At 59.8% G+C, this 16,979-nt stretch carries 16 protein-coding genes and 1 riboswitch; of the genes, 6 read left to right on the plus strand and 10 right to left on the minus strand.

All coding sequences use genetic code 11. The features are described from left to right. Window positions 1-35 precede the first annotated feature (35 nt). Window positions 36-1,088 (plus strand): LacI family DNA-binding transcriptional regulator, encoded by a 1,053-nt coding sequence (locus MKR05_RS04230; RefSeq protein WP_238875002.1) that lies wholly within the window; start codon window positions 36-38, stop codon window positions 1,086-1,088. Between the two features lie 36 nt (window positions 1,089-1,124). Here MKR05_RS04230 and MKR05_RS04235 read toward each other — a convergent pair whose 3' ends face one another. Next, window positions 1,125-1,379: a LysR substrate-binding domain-containing protein gene (locus tag MKR05_RS04235; protein ID WP_224359595.1), complete on the minus strand. Its 255-nt coding sequence runs from the start codon at window positions 1,377-1,379 to the stop codon at window positions 1,125-1,127. Here MKR05_RS04235 and MKR05_RS04240 point away from each other — a divergent pair, their 5' ends adjacent. Then, window positions 1,380-1,985 (plus strand): SDR family oxidoreductase, encoded by a 606-nt coding sequence (locus tag MKR05_RS04240; RefSeq protein ID WP_048298674.1) that lies wholly within the window; start codon window positions 1,380-1,382, stop codon window positions 1,983-1,985. It begins immediately after the preceding gene. Window positions 1,986-2,109: 124 nt separating this feature from the next. Continuing rightward, window positions 2,110-2,748 carry a hypothetical protein gene (locus tag MKR05_RS04245; RefSeq protein ID WP_023289730.1) on the plus strand — a complete coding sequence of 213 codons (639 nt, stop codon included), beginning with the start codon at window positions 2,110-2,112 and terminating at the stop codon, window positions 2,746-2,748. Between the two features lie 42 nt (window positions 2,749-2,790). Here the strand turns inward: MKR05_RS04245 and atzF are convergent, their stop codons facing one another. The 7 genes from atzF to MKR05_RS04280 all read right to left on the minus strand — a co-directional run bounded on the left by atzF (window position 2,791) and on the right by MKR05_RS04280 (window position 12,406). Beyond that, on the minus strand, window positions 2,791-4,587 hold the full coding sequence (gene atzF, locus MKR05_RS04250; protein ID WP_044523297.1) for an allophanate hydrolase: 1,797 nt from the start codon (window positions 4,585-4,587) through the stop codon (window positions 2,791-2,793). Then, complete coding sequence (gene uca / locus MKR05_RS04255) at window positions 4,584-8,189, minus strand: urea carboxylase (protein ID WP_109547326.1); 3,606 nt, start codon at window positions 8,187-8,189, stop codon at window positions 4,584-4,586. Before uca ends, atzF begins: the two co-directional genes overlap by 4 nt. Before the next feature lie 166 nt (window positions 8,190-8,355). Next, the gene (locus MKR05_RS04260) at window positions 8,356-8,991 is read right to left on the minus strand and encodes an urea amidolyase associated protein UAAP2 (RefSeq protein ID WP_023289733.1); all 636 of its coding nucleotides are present in this window, start codon (window positions 8,989-8,991) and stop codon (window positions 8,356-8,358) included. A 10-nt stretch (window positions 8,992-9,001) separates the two neighbouring features. Further along, a complete protein-coding gene (locus MKR05_RS04265) occupies window positions 9,002-9,730 on the minus strand; it encodes an urea amidolyase associated protein UAAP1 (RefSeq protein WP_032454968.1) in 729 nt (242 codons plus the stop codon). 4 nt (window positions 9,731-9,734) lie between these two features. Beyond that, a complete protein-coding gene (locus tag MKR05_RS04270; protein WP_044523302.1) occupies window positions 9,735-10,511 on the minus strand; it encodes an ABC transporter ATP-binding protein in 777 nt (258 codons plus the stop codon). Next, a complete protein-coding gene (locus MKR05_RS04275; RefSeq protein ID WP_023289736.1) occupies window positions 10,508-11,323 on the minus strand; it encodes an ABC transporter permease in 816 nt (271 codons plus the stop codon). Before MKR05_RS04275 ends, MKR05_RS04270 begins: the two co-directional genes overlap by 4 nt. Window positions 11,324-11,347: 24 nt before the next feature. Beyond that, window positions 11,348-12,406 (minus strand): putative urea ABC transporter substrate-binding protein, encoded by a 1,059-nt coding sequence (locus MKR05_RS04280; RefSeq protein WP_049014076.1) that lies wholly within the window; start codon window positions 12,404-12,406, stop codon window positions 11,348-11,350. A 56-nt stretch (window positions 12,407-12,462) separates the two neighbouring features. Next, window positions 12,463-12,561: riboswitch (guanidine-I (ykkC/yxkD leader) on the minus strand. A gap of 539 nt (window positions 12,562-13,100) precedes the next feature. Between MKR05_RS04280 and MKR05_RS04285 the strand changes: the two genes are divergently transcribed. Both MKR05_RS04285 and MKR05_RS04290 read left to right on the plus strand, forming a co-directional pair. Continuing rightward, window positions 13,101-13,451 (plus strand): hypothetical protein, encoded by a 351-nt coding sequence (locus MKR05_RS04285; RefSeq protein ID WP_049014075.1) that lies wholly within the window; start codon window positions 13,101-13,103, stop codon window positions 13,449-13,451. Between the two features lie 45 nt (window positions 13,452-13,496). After that, window positions 13,497-13,721 carry a hypothetical protein gene (locus MKR05_RS04290; RefSeq protein WP_032428852.1) on the plus strand — a complete coding sequence of 75 codons (225 nt, stop codon included), beginning with the start codon at window positions 13,497-13,499 and terminating at the stop codon, window positions 13,719-13,721. 228 nt (window positions 13,722-13,949) lie between these two features. On the opposite strand, the gene MKR05_RS04295 is transcribed toward MKR05_RS04290, so the two are convergent. Then, window positions 13,950-14,381, minus strand: coding sequence for a DUF4354 family protein (locus MKR05_RS04295; protein ID WP_238874986.1), 432 nt, complete (start codon window positions 14,379-14,381; stop codon window positions 13,950-13,952). Window positions 14,382-15,091: 710 nt separating this feature from the next. Here MKR05_RS04295 and oxlT point away from each other — a divergent pair. Further along, on the plus strand, window positions 15,092-16,348 hold the full coding sequence (gene oxlT, locus MKR05_RS04300) for an oxalate/formate MFS antiporter (RefSeq protein WP_238874984.1): 1,257 nt from the start codon (window positions 15,092-15,094) through the stop codon (window positions 16,346-16,348). 37 nt (window positions 16,349-16,385) lie between these two features. On the opposite strand, the gene MKR05_RS04305 is transcribed toward oxlT, so the two are convergent. Continuing rightward, entirely contained in the window at window positions 16,386-16,958 is a 573-nt protein-coding gene (locus tag MKR05_RS04305) for a GNAT family N-acetyltransferase (protein WP_284118078.1), read from the minus strand. Window positions 16,959-16,979: the final 21 nt, after the last annotated feature.

Genomic DNA, 16,979 nt, shown 5'->3' on the forward strand with positions numbered 1-16,979 from the left:
TTTGTTACTTATTATTTTTCAAACGGTTGGTGATCCTGGTGAAGAGTCTAGACGCAGACAATAGCCCGAAAGAAAAACGTCGTAAGGGAACTGGGAAGATAACCCTGACCGAAGTGGCTGAGTTTGTCGGCGTGAGCGCCATGACCGTCTCCCGTGCGCTGAGAATGCCTGAAAAAGTCAACCCTGACCTTCGCGATCGTATTGATGCGGCAGTCAGTCAACTCGGCTATGTCCCCAATCTCCAGGCGCGTAATCTGGCGTCGGTCCATTCCGATCTCATTTTGGCCGTCGTCCCCACCTTCTCTTCGCCAGGTTTTTTGCCGGTGTCGGAAGCATTACAAAAAATCCTGACTGAACGCGGCTATACCATGATGTTTATGGAATCTGGTCATGACGGTCAAAACGAACAAAAAACGTTTGAAAAAATCCTCGCCTATAACCCGGCAGCGATTATTCAGTTCAATATCGACACCATTGAGAGCTGCACCCAGCTGCTGGCCAATGTAGATGTGCCTATCCTGGAGATTGGCGCGTTAAATACCCAGCCTGTTGGCATGTGCATCGGCGTGGATTACGGTAAGGCAGTGAAACAGATCGTAACCCACCTTGCGGATGCCTCATTAAAAAACATCGCGTTGTTGTGTACCCCAGCCAACAATACGATGTTTCGCCAGCTTCTGAGCGGCTGGAATACGGCGATGTTGGCCCTGAACCGTTCACCACATCGGGTGGTGACCACGCATTTGCCTTCAACCATCGCCACAGGCGTGAATATTTTCAAGGATATGATGATTACCTGGGGCGATCTGGATGCGCTAATTTGCACATCGGATGAAATGGCGTGCGGATGCATGATGGCCTGCCACAGCGCCGGGATCAAAGTGCCCAATACCGTAGCCATTGCGAGTTTAGGCGGCGGGGTATTATCAACAGTCTGTTCCCCTGCCCTGACAACCGTTGAATTTCCCTGGCATGACATTGGGGTGAAGGCGGGCAAAGCGCTTCTCGAGCTGCTTAACGATAAGCCTTGTGAAAAGTTCATAGAAATTCCGTCAGAACTCAAAGTCCGGGCCAGTACCGCGGTATAACCGCCATCCATGGCTTACTCTAGCGGCCCCCCCTGCTTATCGCTTCAATTCGTCCTGCCACAGCGGGGATGACGCCAGCTGATGGCATACCGTGTCGATAAATACCCGGGTCTTGGCGGGAACCAGCGTGCCGGGCGGCATCAGGGCATAAACGCTGACCTTCGCCGCGCTACGCCAGTCGGGCAGCACGCGGACCAGTTCCCCGCGCTGCACCGCCTGGCAAACCATCCACCCCGGCAGCAGTGCGATCCCGGTTGCCCGAATGACCGCCGTCAGCAGCGCTTCACTGATATTGGTGGTGAGGGATTCCGGATTGTCCTGTCCTCACGCAATAAAAACTATGTGGCGGCGCAGGCCGACCAACTGAGAGCGGCTGGATTAGCCGCGGAAGGTCGCGTGGCGGACGCCAGCGATATCACCAGTATCGTGGAACTCATTCGCGAGGTAGAGGTGGAGACCGGCGGCGTGGATGTGCTGCACTTCAACGCCGCGGCCATGCATGACGGTAATCTGGAGACCCAGTCGGTGACAGGCTTCATCCAGGATCTCACCACCAATGTTGGCGCGGTATATGCCGCCATCAAAGCGGTCACTCCGCTGATGGCCGCGCGTGGAGCAGGCGCGATCCTGCTGACTGGCGGGATGTTTGCCACTCAGCCTCATCCGGAGTATCTGACGCTGAGCGTCGGTAAAGCCGGGCTGCTTAACCTGACGCATGCCCTTTTTCCGCTCTTAAAAGCGCAGAATATTCCTCTTTCCATCGTGACGGTGGGGGCGTACGTCATGCCGGGTTCCGCCGAAGCCCAGGAGATTGCCGAACTGTTCTGGCAGCAATACCGCCAGCCATCAGCGCAATGGACAGCGGAAGCGTTTTATCCCGCCCCCCTCCATCAGTAACCTTCCCCGGCCGTCGCTCGGCGTCCGGGAGGCATCGGCCGGACATGTGGAAAAGACATCATCCATCGCTTGCTTTCCCTGTCACCTGGGATCAGGATACGTCGATATTCATGGAGGCTATGTGATGAAATATTTTATCGGTATGGCGGTGACGTTATTGTTGAGCACGCCGGTGCTGGCGGCGGGCGAGCTTGAGATAAACCAGTCTCCTCTGACGCTGGTGCTGAGTGACCAGAATCAGGCACGGGTCTCTTCCTGTGCCGATTTCATTGCGCTGCGTAAAGCGGGAGAGACCGTCGATGCGCTGCCCGGACTTTCCGACCCGGATGGCCGTGCGGCGGAAGCGGCGTTATTCTCCTGCTGGCTACAGGCCTACACTATCGATCACACGTTATTCCCCTCTGCCGCGCCGAAACCGACCCTGGCTGACGTGGTTCAGCACTTTCCTGCCAGCGCGGCGTTTATCGTCAGCGTTGACGAAAAGCAGGACGTCGCCAAAAACTTTGTGGGGAAAACCATCGCGGACTATACCCCGGACCTGAAAGCCAGGGATGATCGTCTGGAATCAGCGGCTAGCGCCAGCGGCTATGTGCTGGATGAATATTATGCGTTTACCGATAAGCAGGGGCATCAGCTCAACATTGTGGCTCTGGTGGGCTACGCCATCGGCGGTACGGCAAGCGTGAAAAGCTACTATCGCATTGATGACACGCACGCCCGCGTCTGGAGCGTCACCCGGCTCGATGAGAACAGCCCGCTATAAGCGAGGGTTCCCTCTGCGGCGCTACCGCAGAGGGTGTTCCGTTTACCTGGCCAGCCACTGACGCCAGCCGCCCCAGGCGGTGATCTCGGTGGCCGCGCCCAGCCCCCCGGCTTCGCAGATAAAGCCTGTCACCCAGCGGCCGTCCGCCAGCTCAATCTGTCCCAGCCCCAGCGGCGCGGGGATGGCGGCCAGCAGCGACCCCACCTCAGCGCTGGGGATCTCCCAGACTTCCACCGCTATCGCAGCCCCCTCTGGCTCGTCACGCACCATCGCCGGGCGCTTGCCATCCGGGAGGGCATACAACCGATAGCGCGGCGCGCTGTGGGTCGCCTGCAGCAGCCGGCCGCCCCGCGCCAGCAATTGGCCGTTCAGCGGCTGGCCGGTCAGGTGGGCGCCGCATACCGCCAGGGCCATCCGATCATGGCCCGCGGGGCGCGCAGGCGGCGGGCTCTCCAGCCGCGCGCCGCCTGCCAGCGGCAGCCGCTCCGCGCGCTGGAAGGCGTCGGCCAGGCTCAGCAAATACTGATCGGTAAAAGCCCGGCCGAACAGCGTGACGCCGGAGGGCAGTCCGTCGGGCATAAACCCGCACGGCACGCTCACCGCCGCATAGTCCAGCAGGTTCATAAAGTTGGTGTAGTAGCCCAGGTCGGCGTTGCGGGCGATGGGCTCCGCCGCCAGCTCGTCCAGCGTTACCGGCCGCGGAACGGTTGGCGTGAGCACGCAGTCCAGCGTCTCGAGGATAGCATCGCACTGCGCTTTATACTCCTGCAGCTGATACATCGCCTTAAAGGTCGCCGTCGCGTCGATATCAGGCGCTTTCGCCAGCACGTCGCGAATAACCGGCAGCACGGCGTCCGGCTGCTGCTCAATCAACGGGCCAGCCACCGCATAGCGTTCAGCGACCCATGGCCCGTCATACAGCAAGCGGGCGGCGGCGAGAAAAGGCGCGAAATCGATCGCCACGGCTTCCCCGCCGAGCGCCGTCAGCCGCTGCACGGCCTGGGCGAACAGCGCTTCGCTGGCGCGGCAGCCGAGGAAGTTAAGCTCCCGCGGGACGCCAAAGCGAAACCCGGCGGACGGCCTGCCGAAGGCCTGACGACTGTTCCACTGGGGATTGCGGCGGCTGTAGCTATCCTGCGGATCGGCCCGGGCAACCAGCGCCAGCAGCTGGCTGGCCTCGTCGGCGGTGGCGCTGAAAAAGGTCACGCAGTCCAGCGTGCGGCAGGCCGGTACCACCCCGGCGGTGGAGATCACCCCTTTCGTCGCTTTCAGGCCCACCAGGTTATTCAGCCCGGCCGGGACGCGACCGCTACCGGCGGTGTCGGTCCCCAGCGCGAAGCTGGCGACGCCCAGGGCTACCGCCAGCGCCGAGCCGGCGCTGGAGCCGCCGGAGGGATAAGCGGGATGGTACGCGTTGCGGCAGCGACCATACGGCGAACGGGTCCCGTTCAGGCCGGTGGCAAACTGATCGAGATTGGTTTTGCCCACCGGCACCGCCCCCAGGGCAATCAGCTGTGCGACAATGGTCGCGCTTTGCGTCGGCCGGTAAGCAAACGCCGGACAGGCGGCAGTGGTGACGATCTCCGCAAGATCAATATTATCTTTGATGGCGAACGGCACCCCGTACAGCGGGAGCGTGTCTGGCGAATGGCCTTCCAGCGCCGCCAGAAACGGCGCCTGCTCCGCTTCGCTCAGGAGATGGATAAACAGATTAAACTCGGGATCCAGCGCTTGCGCCCGCTGGCGGATCTCCGCCAGCAGCGCGCGCGGGGTGGTGTGGCCGTTACGATAGTTCGCCGCCAGAGTCGCCAGGCGTAAATCAAACGTCTGCTGCATCATGCCTTCTCCTCAATAATCACTGCCACCCGCTGCCCGGCACGCACCGCGCTGCCTGGCTGCACATTGACCTGCTGAACCCTGCCATCGCACGGCGCCAGCAGCGGGATCTCCATTTTCATCGACTCAAGCACCACCAGCACATCGCCGGCGCGTACCTGGCTGCCGGCCGCGGTCTGTACCTGCCACAGATTACCGGATACCGGGCTTTCCACGCCCTGCTCCCCCGGCTGCAGCGGCGCATCGCCCGCCTCTTCTGTCGCGCTCTCCTGACTGTCGAAATGGGCCTGGCCGCTGGCGATCCAGCGCTCGCGCTCGTCGTTAAACGCCCGCTGCTGATGGTCGCGAAATGCGCTAATGCTCTGCGCCTCGCGAGAGAGAAACTGCTGGTACTCCGCCAGCCGCAGCGTGCTGTGCTCGATGCGCAGCGGGTAGCGTCCGAGCGGGAAATCGCGGCGAATAGCCAGCAGTTCTTCCGCCGAGACCGGATAGAAACGCAGCTGGTCGAAAAAGCGCAGCAGCCAGGGCTTGCCGGCAAAATCGGCCACCTCGTGATAGCGATTCCACATCTGCAGGGTGCGGCCGACAAACTGATAGCCGCCCGGGCCTTCCATGCCGTAAACGCACAGATACGCTCCGCCGATGCCCACCGAGTTTTCCGCCGTCCAGGTTCGCGCCGGGTTGTATTTGGTGGTGACCAGCCGATGGCGCGGATCAAGGGGCGTGGCCACCGGCGCGCCGAGATAGACATCGCCGAGACCCATCACCAGATAGCTGGCGTCAAACACCGTTTGCCACACCGCCTGCTCATCCGGGAGATCGTTTATCCGGCGAATAAACTCGAGGTTGCTTGGGCACCAGGGGGCGTCCGGGCGGACGGTGGTCATATATTTGTCGATCGCCTTGCGGCAGGCCGGATCGTCCCAGGAGAGCGGGAGATGCACCACCCGTGTCGGAACCTGCAGATCGTCGCTCATGCAGACCGTGGCCCACTCCTCGCGGACCCACGCCAGCAGTGTCTCCAGCGCCAGCGTTTCCGGCTGGAAATGGAGCTGCAGAGAGCGGATCCCCGGCGTGATATCGATGATCCCGTCCCGGGATTGCCCCTCAAGGGCCTGCATCAGGGCATGGATGCGAAAGCGCAGCACCAGATCCAGCTCCGCCTCACCGGCCTCCAGCAGCAGATGGGTATCGCCGGAGAGGCGCGCCACCAGGCGTTTGTCAGCGTCGCCGCAGGTCATCACCACCGGCGAGGTGAGCGGCACAGGCTGCCAGGCAACGTCCTGCGCCTGCAGGGTCGCCAGCTCTGCGCGACGGCCTGCCGCCAGCCGCCGGGCGGTGGGGACGTCAACCGCCACAAAGCGCACCTTATCCCCCGCCTTAAGCTGGCCCAGCTGCCAGAGATCGGCTTCGATCACCGTGACCGGGCAGACAAAGCCCCCGAGGCTTGGGCCGTCCGGCCCGAGGATCACCGGCATATCGCCGGTAAAATCCACCGCCCCCACCGCGTAGGGGTTGTCGTGAATATTCGACGGATGGAGCCCGGCTTCGCCGCCGCTGTCGCGGGCCCAGACCGGCTTGGGCCCGATCAGGCGCACGCCGGTGCGGCTGGAGTTAAAATGCACTTCCCAGTCGGTGGCAAAAAAGGTCGCCATATACGCCGGGGTAAAGAACTCCGGCGCGCCGTGGGGGCCATAAATCACCCGCAGCGTTCGTACTTCCAAAAGCTCAGGGCGCAACCCTGCGGGAAGCGCCGCGCCTTCCATGGTCTCAGCCGGAGGCGCAAGATGCAGCACGTCGCCGGCGCGCAGCGCCCGTCCGCCGTGGCCGCCAAACTGACCGAGGGTAAAGGTGCTTTTACTGCCCAGGTAGTCCGGCACCTGAATGCCGCCGCGCAGGCAGAGATAGCTTCTGACGCCTGGCCCGCTTATCGCCCCCAGCCTGAGGGTCGCCCCCGCCGGAACAGAGAAGACGCCGTCCATCTCCTGGTCAATGCCGTCGAGCGTTACGGGCAGCGGCGCGCCGCAGACCACCGCCTGCACCGCGGTATTAAATTTCAGCGTGGGTCCGCTAAGGGTGATCTCCAGCGCGGCGTCGCCCTCGGCATTGCCCAGCAGACGATTGCCCAGGCGCAGCGCCCGGTCATCCATCGGGCCTGAGGGCGGTACGCCCACCGCCCAGAACCCCAGACGTCCCGGGTAGTCCTGGACGCTGGTCTGGGTGCCGGCGCTGAGTACCTCCACGGTATCGGCCCGGTAGCGCAGTTGCTCCAGACAGCGGGTCCAGGGTTCCCCGGCGGTGAACGGCGCAAAGCCAAGGATCTGCTGCAGGTACTGGCGGTTGGTTTCGACGCCGTACAGGCGGGTCTCCGCCAGTACCTGCGCCAGGCCGTCGATCGCCTCATCGCGGCTGGGGCGCCAGACGATAGCTTTCGCCAGCAGCGGGTCAAAAAACGGCGGTACTTCACAGCCGGCCTCCACCCAGCGGTCGATGCGCAGGGTAGCGCCGTCCGCCGGCGGAAACCAGACGTCGGTTAACAGTCCTGGCGAAGGCTGAAACTGGCGGCCAGGATCTTCGGCGTAAATTCGCGCCTGAATGGCATGCCCCCGGGGCTGTAGCCCGGCGGACAGCTCGCTCAGCGGCGGTAAATCCCCTGCCGCCAGGGCGATCATCCAGCGCACCAGGTCTACGCCCCACACCTGCTCCGTGACGCCGTGCTCCACCTGCAGCCGGGTATTGACCTCGAGGAAATAGAAGCGCTGCGCCGCGCTGTCGTAGACAAACTCCACCGTCCCGGCGCTGCGGTAGTTCACCGCTTTCCCGAGGGCAATGGCCGCGCTACACAGCGCCTGCGCCATCCCGTCCGGCAGATTTGGCGCCGGCGTTTCTTCAATCACTTTCTGGTTACGCCGCTGCAGCGAGCAGTCGCGCACGCCGAGGGCGATAACCGCCCCCTTCCCGTCGCCGAAGATCTGCACCTCGAGATGGCGGGCGCGTTCAATATATTTTTCGAGAAACACCCCGGCGTCGCTGAAGTTGTTTTGCCCCAGCCGCTGCACCGTGGCAAACGCCTCGCTCAGTTCGCGGGCGTCGCGGCAGACGCGCATGCCAATCCCCCCGCCGCCCGCCGTGCTCTTGAGCATCACCGGGTAGCCCACCGCCTCTGCCGCCCGGCAGGCTTCTTCGCTGTCGGCCAGCAGGTCACTGCCTTCCAGCAGCGGAACGCCCTCCGCTTTGGCCAGCGCGCGGGCGGTATGCTTCAGGCCGAAGGTTCGCAGCTGTTGCGGGGTCGGGCCAACAAACGCCAGTCCCGCCGCCTCACAGGCCTCGGCGAAGGCGGCGTTTTCCGACAGAAAGCCGTAGCCGGGGTGGATGGCGCGGGCGCCGCTCTGCCGCGCGGCGGCAATGATCTTCTCTACGACTAAATAGGTTTGCGCTGCCGGCCCCTCGCCAAGGCTCAGCGCCTCATCCGCTTCGCGGACGTGCAGACTGCTCAGGTCGGCTTCGGCGTAAACGGTGACGCCCTTCACCTGCATGGCGCGCAGAGTGCGCAGAATGCGGCAGGCAATCGCCCCGCGGTTGGCAATCAGTAAGGTATCAAACATAAGCGGAACTCACAGCGAAGCGGGTCGTCCCGCAACAATTCGTCTTCCCCTGAGGTCGTCCCCGGGAGAACCGGCGCTTAAAGGTGGCGCGTCGGCGTGTGGTTCAGGCGGTCGGCGCGAACGGCGAACAGCCGAAAGGCCAGCAAACGCCAGCGCTGCCAGCGGGTCAGTTCCATACCAGCACCTCGGCGGGGGTCGGGTTCCAGCCATTGCAGGGATTGTTGAGCTGCGGGCAGTTGGAGATCAACACCATGGCGTTACACTCCGCGCGCAGTTCCACGTATTTTCCCGCCGCCGAGATGCCATCCGCAAACGTCAGACCGCCCTCCGGCGTCACCGGCACGTTCATAAAGAAGTTAATGTTGGCGCCAATATCGCGCTTATGCAGACGACCATCATGCAGACAGGCGCAGAGGAAATTATCCCGGCAGCTGTGCATGTAGCGCTTGTCGAGGGCGTAGCGGACGGTGTTACTCTCCTGGGCGCAGGCGCCGCCGAGGGTATCGTGCCGCCCGCAGGTATCGGCCACGATGGTCATCAGCGGACGGCCAAGGTTGGAATAGAGCACGCTGCCGGCGGTGAGGTAGGCGTTACCCTGGCGGCGCAGCGTGCGCTGCGCATCGTAGCGCTCGCGCGGGTTGTCGGCGTTGTAAAACAGGGTATCAATCGCCTGGTTGCCTTCGAGATCGAGCAGACGCAGGGTTTGCCCTTGTTTAACCTCGAACAGCCACGGCTCCCCGGCGGGGATCACATGGCGATAGACGGCCTCTTCCGGACGTCGGTGACTGGTGATAAGGGTCATAAACGCCTCCTTACAGGGCAAAAAGTTGGGTATTGCGGAACGCGCGCAGGTTCTCATCGCGGGTCAGGAGCGCCTGAGTGGCCGCGTCTTCATCGTCGGCCTGATACCAGCTCAGCTGTACCGGACGGGGGGCATACTCTGTGGCCGGATCCTGAGGATGCGGTAGCGCGGTGAGGACCAGCAGGACGTCCATCGGGGCATACAGTTCCACATAGTCCCCGGCGCGGCTGTTGCCGGAGACAAAGTGAAAGCGCCCCTCGTCATCGACGGTCACTTTGCTGAAGAAGTTGACCACCATCAGCAGATCTTCCAGACCGAGATCCCATTTCCCCATCTCCACCAGCAGGTTATCGACGCCGTTGCGGTAGAAGCCATTGCGTAATTCCTGGTAGCGTCCGGCGCCATATTTGTCGTGCGTCTCTCCGGCGTTGAGGACCCCGCCGAACGGATCGTGCCAGCCGCAGCTGTCGGCGACGATCCCGGCCAGCACCCGGCCCATATCGGAGTAGAAACAGTGCCCGGCGGTCAGGCGCGCGGTATGCTGTCCTTTGAGGGTATCCGGCAGGTTGAGCCGCTCACTTTTCTCATGGGGATTGAGCATCATCATGCTGACGTTTGCCCCGCCGTCGAGATCGGTCAGGCGCAGGATCTGCCCTTTGCGCAAAATCAGCGAGGTGTGCGCCCCGCCGGGAAGCCGCTCTTCGCGCAGGCTGGGGGTGGAGTGAAACAGTTCAGTCATCAATTTATCTCCTTAATGCGTAAACGTTGGTGTCGCTACCGGCGGCCAGTTGCGCCATCCGCGCTTCATTGAGCGGGATGTCGTAGGTAATACGCGCTCCCCAGGCGTTGGGCGCCTGCGGGTCGATGCGCACTTTGTCGAACACCAGCAGCCTCGTGCCCAGGTTGAAGCCTTCGGCCAGGTCGTGGGTGACCATAAACACCGTCATGCGCGTTTCGCTCCACAGCTGGAGCAGCAGCGCATGCATATCCTTGCGAATGCCGGGATCCAGCGCGCCGAAGGGCTCGTCCAGCAGCAGCACCCGCGGCTGCATCACGAACGCCTGGGCAATGGCCAGCCGCTGCTGCATCCCGCCCGAGAGCTGCGCCGGGTATTTATCCAGGGCGTGTCCCAGGCCCACTTTCTCCAGCATTCGCTGGGCCTGTTGCCGGGCCTCGCGCTTTCTGCCGCCAAACAGGCGCCCCAGCAGCGGGGACGCCGGCAGCTCCAGGCCGATGGCGACGTTATCCAGCACGTTGAGATGCGGAAACACCGAATAGCGCTGGAAAACCACGCCGCGACTGCGGTCCGGCTCCGCCGCCAGCGGCTGGCCGTCGAGCAGGATGGCGCCGCGGGTCGGTTGCTCCTGACCGAGCAGCAGACGCAGAAAGGTCGATTTACCGCAGCCGGACGCGCCGACCATTGAGCAAAACTCGCCCTCTTTCACCTGCAGATTAATGCGCTCCAGCACCACGTGGTCGCCGTACTCCTGCCAGATGTTTTTGATGTCGATAAAACTCATCCCCGGCCTCCTTCCGCCCACGGGAAACAGGCTTTGTGCAGCTGACGCAGCGCCAGATCCATCAGCCATGCCAGCAGCGTGATCCAGATGACATACGGAATAATCACGTCCATCGCCATATAGCGCCGCACCAGGAAGATGCGATACCCCAGCCCGGCGGTGGCGGAGATGGCCTCGGCGGAGATCAGGAACAGCCATGCCGATCCCAACAGCAGGCGCAGAGAAGCGATCAGCCGCGACAGCAGCTGAGGAAGCACCACCCGCAGCACCACCGTCCAGCTATTGGCCCCCAGGGTCTGCGCCTTTATAAACAGCTCCGCCGGGATCTCCCGCGCCCGCTGCTCCAGGTCGCGCGCCAGCATCGGCGTAATGCCGATGACGATCAGCATCACTTTCGACAGCTCATCCAGGCCAAAGACGATAAACAGCACCGGCAGGATTGCCAGCGGCGGGATCATTGACACCACCGTCATCAGCGGCGACAGCGCCGCGCGGTACATCGGGAAGACGCCGGCGGCGATACCGATGCCGAGGCCGATCAGCGACGAGACGGCCAGGCCCGTCAGCAGACGGCTCAGGCTGATCAGCGTGTCGGCCCACAGCAGATACTCGCCGCTGCGTTTGTCCGGGGTGAACGCCATCCGGTCAATGGCCGCCGCCATCTGCGACAGGCCTGGCAGCAACTTGTCCTGCGGATTGGCTTCCAGCCGCACCGCCGATCCCATAAACCAGGCGGCGATCAGCAGCACAAACGGCAGCAGCATCAGCGTCAGGCGCATCCCCTTTTGGGGATATCGGTTAATGTGGCGCATGGCGTGGTCTCCCGGCGGCAATCATTACAGCTGGCCCGCGGCGGCCAGCTTCAGGTAGCTGTCGTCAAAGCGCAGTTTGCGGTTGGCGGCATCGCCGAGCGTGACATTGCCCGGGAAGGTCATTCCGATAAAGTCCGCGCTCTGCGCCCCCTCGCCCAGCAGACCTTTATCGAAGGAGAACTGCGCCACACGCTGCATGGTTTTCGCCAGATCCGGCGAGGCGATAAACGCCAGGGTGTCGGCAGGCGTCCAGAAAAGATGAGTGGTTTTGAGCTGCGCCTGGTAGCCGGCGAGATCGGTACCGGAGTCGGCGGCCATAGCGCTCAGCGCCTGGGTATCGCCGGCCTTCATTTTGGCCATCATTTCAAACCACGCGCCGGTCAGCGCTTTGCCCAGCGCCGGGTTATCTTTCAGGGTCTGGGTATTGACCACCATCATGTCGATAAGCTCGCCCGGCACCTGCGAGGAGCTAAACACTTCGCTGGTTTGCGGGGTCTTTTTGATAACCGACAGCTGTGGATTCCAGGCCACCGCCGCCCGCACGCCGCTGGTGCCAAAAGCCGAGACGATATCGGCATCGGAGGTATTCACCACCTTGACGTCTTTTTCCTGCAGCCCGGCTTTTTCCAGGCCGCGCACCAGCAGATAGTGGGAGACCGACAGCGCCGGGAGATACACCGACATCCCTTTCAGGTCGCTGAGCTTTTTATCCGCCCCTTTCAGCACCACCCCGTCGTTACCATCGGAGTAGCTGCCGGTGATCAGCGCCGTGCTGTCGACACCGCCGGCCGCCGGAATGGTCAGGGCGTCCATATTCGTCATCGTGCAGCCGTCAAACTGCCCGGCGGTGTACTGATTGATGGATTCGATGTAATCGTTGAGCTGAACAATATTGATTTTGATGCCGTACTTGCTGGCCCATTTATCGATGATCTTTTCATTGCTGATGGCGCCCCAGGGCATCCAGCCGGCGTAGATGGTCCAGCAGACGTTGAACTCTTTCTTGACGGCGGCAAAGGACGGGACGCTGGTCAATAGCGTCAGCGACAGGACAAGTGAGCGGAGGAGCGGCGATGTTTTCATGGTGGACCTCTGGTTAGCACGAGAAACGGAGCAGCGCGACACCCAACGGTGCTGCTGTCTCCCGGGCTTTTATCCCGCCGTGTAACCTCGCCGAGGTCGCCAGCTCTTGGACCAGACGTTCACCGCGGTGAACCGGAACCCTAGCCAGCTATTGTGTGATCTAAATTGTCTGTTGCGCTGCTTTCTGCTGATGGTCTTGCAAGCGCCATGCCAGGAGCCAGACAGCAGTACTTTCAGTGATTTACCGCCAACCGGCGCATCACCTCCCAAAAATGGGGAGTAAAAGTGGGGCATTGCATGGCTTTGGTGCAAAGGGAAAGCCCACCGCGTTCTGACCAACAACCGGCCGTGGGTCATGGGGGATGAATCCTGTAGCTGATTATCATGGCGCGGGGTAAATGTTTGCCATTACGCCGCTTCGACATGGGGGGATGTCGCAGGCGCTTCTTCCCTGTCCCGTCGCCAGGGGCATCATATTTTTACCGCCTGTTTTACCCGCCTGACGGTAAAGCATTTAAATGTTGAATACATACTAACGCTAAATCGCAGGGTTGTGCGTTTTAACGCACGATGATAATATTGCGCCACGTTAAGTAGAGGGGTGGAATAAATTCACCATTCGTTAACTCAGAATGCTTGGCCTGTTAAATACAAGTTAAAATCACGCCAATGTTATTTAACACAGAGAGGTTCCATGAAAATATTGCTGATGTTGCCCACCCTTTTTCTGTTAAGTGGTTGTGTGGATCTGGGGGATGTGGGCATACACCCGGAAGAAGAAACCTATTACGTTAATCAGGGAAAACATCAGGTGATCGATTGCCTTCATTATGCCGCTTCTAAAGCGAATTTATCGCTGGAATATGATGACACTCTTCCTGAAAACATCGATAAGTACAACCTGATGAATACTGAAAAAACGACTGTCGCGTGGGTGGAAATCAGTAACTTCAACGGCAGGCAGACTTCGGTAGAATTTTATTATGCGCCGCATGCCCCGGATATACATCGGTCGGTCACTACCATTGCTGAACGGTGTTCATAATGCCCGGATAACCAGAGACAGAGTTAAGCTGAAAAGAAACGAATGATGAAAACCTCTCTCCTTTTGCTAATAGCAGTGCTGGTGATTTCTGGCGAGTTACACGCTGATACTGTTTTTTATCAGGATAGCCATTTTGTCGGGCACTCTCTTTTTACAGGCACCGTAAGCAAAGCGAAGCACCATAATAAATTAGCGATGAGTTTTGGCATTTGCCAACTGAGAAAAATCATCAGGAGCGTCACGGATAGCGACGCAAAAAAAGACGCGTAAAGATTGTCCAATAACTGGCCAGTGTATCCCCCTCCCGGCAGACGCACCTCCCCCGTAAAATGAAATACGAGTGACCTACTTCAGATGAGCGTGGTGCTTGACACGGTTGATGTCTGCCGCGCATGCCTCCTCATCATCCAGATGTTATGTTCATCTCGTAACACCTGACGGACGCCTGGTGTTACGCTAATGTCATATAATGCAGATCATCCACACTCGGGATGGTGGTTATTTTGTTAAGCAGTCTTTACCGAAAGCGAGACGGACAAAAGGTATATTCAGTATTTCAGGATCGGCGCTGCTGAAGAACACGTTACCTGTTCGGCTTTCAATGGGTTTGTATTTTTTCAGCATCTCCATTTCAATACCCGTGCTCATAAATGACTTGCCATTTTTATCATACAAAAAGAAGCACATTTTGTTATCTTTGCCAGGTTCAATGCTTTTATCAGAGAAGTTATCAAGCGTAACTTTATAGGTCACCAGATACTTCGCCTCGCCGGTCACGCTATCCCATTCACTTCCGGCGGCCTCCTTTAGGGCAAAAATCTTGATCCCTGAAAAATAAGGATCTGGATTCTTTTTATCAATAGCCTGCACCGTTCCTGAGGCAGCGATGGCTACAGCCAGCGCAATACCTTTGGCAATATAATTATGCATTTCCCACCTCATTCAATTTACTATTAAGTGAACGCTACCATAGATCATGATATTGGTATTATCAATGATATTCTCCGTCATCACTATTTGATGAAAATCCAGTCTGTCATTATATTTAAACTTATAAATCAGTGCATTGAGAAAATAACCATTAAAATAATTCTAATGTGAATTTAATAAATTGTTAACTGTAACTTATTTTTCACTTATTTCTGCGTCATGTTTAAGCAGGGTTTATCTTCAACTTCATCAGCATGCGATTTAAAGCCGTTCGCACCGACCAGGTTAGCGCCTCCTGTATCCATAGCGTGAATATAATCAGCGATCGGGAAGCGGATAAGCAGGAGGGTGCCTGTCCCCCGCCTGAATGCCATGCCTCTTTTTCCATTAGACCTACCATCGGCCTTGAGCCAGTCAATAAGTGAAGCGCACAGCGATGACCCATTTGCACCGACTCAGTGCCGCCTGTTCACCATACTGAATCCCATCCCCTCCCACACTTCCATGTTAACTGTTTGTATATAAAGCACTATTTTAACTGGCACGTTTAATGCTCTGCGGTTGTATACAGCGATGTTGACAAGATCTCAGGCCAGGAGGCGACAACCCATAGCCACCTGCGGTCGCGACGCCAACGCCTTCTTCTCTCCGTGACGCCTCCAGGGCGGATGCGTTTCACGGAAACCTGTTAACTGAAAACGGAGAACAACATGACGACACTCAGCGAACCGTTGGTTACCCCGAAATATGGCAAATGGCGCCAGCTGGTGCTGGGCCTGATCTGTATGGCCGCCATCTCCAGTCCGCAATATGTCTGGACGCTGCTGACGAAACCCCTGGCCGCAAAGCTGGGCGTCGGTCTGCCCGAGCTGCAGGTCACCTTCTCGCTGCTGATCATCCTCCAGACCTTCTTTTCGCCCTTTCAGGGGCGGTTAGTGGAGAAATTTGGCCCACGGCGGCTAATCGCTATCGGCACGGTGATGGCGGGAATGAGCTGGGTGCTTTCCGCACAGGTGAATGGCCTGGCGACGCTGTGGCTGGTTTATGGCTGCATGGGCGGCCTTGGAACCGGGATCGTCTACATCGGCGTTGTCGGCCTGATGGTCAAATGGTTTCCGCGGCGGCGGGGGTTCGCCGCCGGCGCGGTGGCGGCGGGCTACGGGATGGGGGCCATCATAACCACCTTCCCCATCTCCCTGTCGCTGACCACCAACGGCCTTGAACACACGTTGACGACCTTCGGGGTCCTCTTCGCGCTCGTCGGCTTCCTCGCCAGTCAGGGACTGAAGCTGCCGCCGCCTGCTGTCTCTTTGCCCGTCAGCCAGACGGTGGCGCAGAGCAGCAGATCGTTTACCTCCCGGGAAATGCTGCGCCAACCGCTGTTCTGGCTGATGTTTGCCATGATGGCGATGATGTCGACTTCCGGGCTGATGGTCACTTCGCAGATGGCGGTGTTCGCCGAGGACTTCGGCATTAGCCAGGCGGTGGTGTTTGGCATGGCGGCCCTGCCGCTGGCGTTAACGATAGACCGCTTCACCAACGGTTTAACCCGGCCGCTGTTTGGTTTTATTTCCGACCGCTTCGGCCGCGAGCAAACCATGTTTATCGCCTTTGCGCTGGAGGGGGTGGCGATGACGCTCTGGCTGGCGTGCCGGGAAGATCCGCTGCTGTTTGTCCTGCTTTCCGGGGTGGTGTTCTTTGGCTGGGGGGAAATCTTCTCCCTCTTCCCGTCGACGCTCACCGATACCTTCGGCAGCGAACATGCCGCCAGCAACTATGGCTGGCTGTATATTTCTCAGGGCATCGGGTCAATCTTCGGCGGCCCGCTGGCGGCGTTGCTCTATGAGTACACCCACGGCTGGCATGTGGTTTTCAGCTGCGCCATTGGCCTGGATTTTGTCACCGCAGCCCTCGCGCTGTGGGTGCTAAAACCGTGGCGCGCGCGCTTTATCCGCCAGCATAGCTAACGACAAGCCTGGCAGAAGTGACGGCCAGGCCGTCACTTCACTGATATTCGCTGCGCAGCAGCGCGTACAGATACTCATCGCCCCACTGGCCTTTAAAAAAGATATTCTGCCGGTAATGCGCCTCGCGACGAAAGCCCAGCCCTTCCAGGAGTTTGATCGCGGCGGTATTGCGGGTGTCTACCACCGCGATCAGCCGGTGATGGGCCAACGGTTCAAAGAGTAAGGCTATCACCGCCTGTATGGCTTCCCGGGCATACCCCTGATGCTGATACGCCGGGGAAAAGGTCATCCCCAGCTCGGCCTGTCTGCCCTGATCGAAAAAGTGGATCCCCACATCTCCCGCCAGCGCACCGTTGGCCTGGATCTCTACGGCAAGCTGGAACCAACTTTCATCCTCAGCAAAGGCCAGGGAACGCTGTTGTTCATAGAAGGCAGTCGCCTCTGCCATACCGTAATGGCTCCAGCTCTGAAAGCGGGCCACTTCCGACAGGTTGCGATAGCGGCTGAAAGACGGCAGATCTTCCGTTCTGAACCGGCGCAGCAGCAGCCGGGGCGTGGTCAGGGGTAGCAACATCTCTTCTTCCTGGTGAGTGGGGCAATAGCGCGCCATCTTAACCTGCGCAGCCTGACG

It is taken from the genome of Klebsiella sp. K5-204 (assembly GCF_030128585.1).
GTDB lineage: Bacteria > Pseudomonadota > Gammaproteobacteria > Enterobacterales > Enterobacteriaceae > Klebsiella > Klebsiella quasipneumoniae.